1 protein-coding gene is annotated in these 1,188 nt (G+C 53.4%); it reads left to right on the top strand.

Annotated elements, in window-relative coordinates:
• Positions 1–65 precede the first annotated feature (65 nt).
• A complete protein-coding gene (locus DW49_RS0107405) occupies positions 66–1,043 on the top strand; it encodes an IS5 family transposase (protein WP_024421181.1) in 978 nt (325 codons plus the stop codon).
• Positions 1,044–1,188 lie beyond the last annotated feature (145 nt).

Genomic DNA, 1,188 nt, shown 5'->3' with positions numbered 1-1,188 from the left:
GGAAACTCTGAAAAAGGTTTCCTGATTTGGCAAAATACCCCAACACCTTTCACCGAGCCTCTCCGATGAAACAGATGTCCTTCGCCGACGCCGAATACGCCGGAAAACGTAAGCAGACCCGTCGCGAGCGCTTCCTGATTGAGATGGATCAGGTCGTACCGTGGAAGGGCCTGATCGCCCTGATTGAGCCTCATTATCCGAAGGGTCAAGGTGGACGTCCAGCCTATGCGCTGATGGCGATGTTGCGGGTGCATCTAATGCAGAACTGGTTCGGCTACAGCGACCCGGCGATGGAGGAAGCGTTGTACGAAACAACGATCCTGCGCCAATTCGCGGGGTTGAGTCTGGATCGGATTCCGGATGAAACCACCATTCTCAACTTCCGGCGCCTGTTGGAAAAACATGAGTTGGCAGGCGGGATTCTGCAGGTCATCAATGGCTATCTGGGTGATCGTGGTTTGATGCTGCGCCAAGGTACGGTAGTCGATGCGACGATTATTCATGCGCCGAGTTCGACCAAGAACAAGGACGGCAAACGCGATCCCGAAATGCATCAGACGAAGAAAGGAAACCAGTATTTCTTCGGCATGAAAACGCATATCGGCGTCGATGCCGAGTCGGGTTTAGTCCATAGCCTGGTGGGTACTGCGGCGAATGTGGCGGACGTGACTCAGGTCGATCAATTGCTACACGGTGAGGAAACCTATGTCAGTGGTGATGCAGGTTACACCGGCGTGGACAAGCGTGCGGAGCATCAGGATCGCCAGATGATCTGGTCAATTGCGGTCCGTCCAAGCCGCTATAAAAAGCATGGCGAGAAAAGTTTGATCGCACGGGTCTATCGCAAAATCGAGTTCACGAAAGCCCAGTTGCGGGCGAAGGTTGAACATCCGTTTCGCGTGATCAAGCGCCAGTTTGGTTATACGAAAGTCCGGTTTCGCGGGCTGGCTAAAAACACCGCGCAACAGGCTACTCTGTTTGCCTTGTCGAACCTGTGGATGGTGCGGAAACGGCTGCTGGCGATGGGAGAGGTGCGCCTGTAATGCGGAAAAACGCCTTGGAAGGGTACTGTTTGAAGGAAAATCGATGAGTTAACAGCGCAAAAACGTCTGATTATCTGATCGGGCGAGTTTTTTTGAACCTCGAGCCACGAGGGCGTCAAAAATCGATGCCTACTTCAGACCTTCC

The organism is Pseudomonas avellanae BPIC 631 (assembly GCF_000444135.1).
Taxonomy (GTDB): Bacteria; Pseudomonadota; Gammaproteobacteria; order Pseudomonadales; family Pseudomonadaceae; genus Aquipseudomonas; species Aquipseudomonas avellanae.
Note: the sequence above shows the minus strand (reverse complement) of the source record. Positions and strands in the feature narration are given on the sequence as shown.

Excerpts from the sequence above, each read along its gene's own strand:
- DW49_RS0107405 (WP_024421181.1), top strand. The coding sequence starts at position 66 with ATGAAACAGATGTCCTTCGCCGACGCCGAATACGCCGGAAAACGTAAG.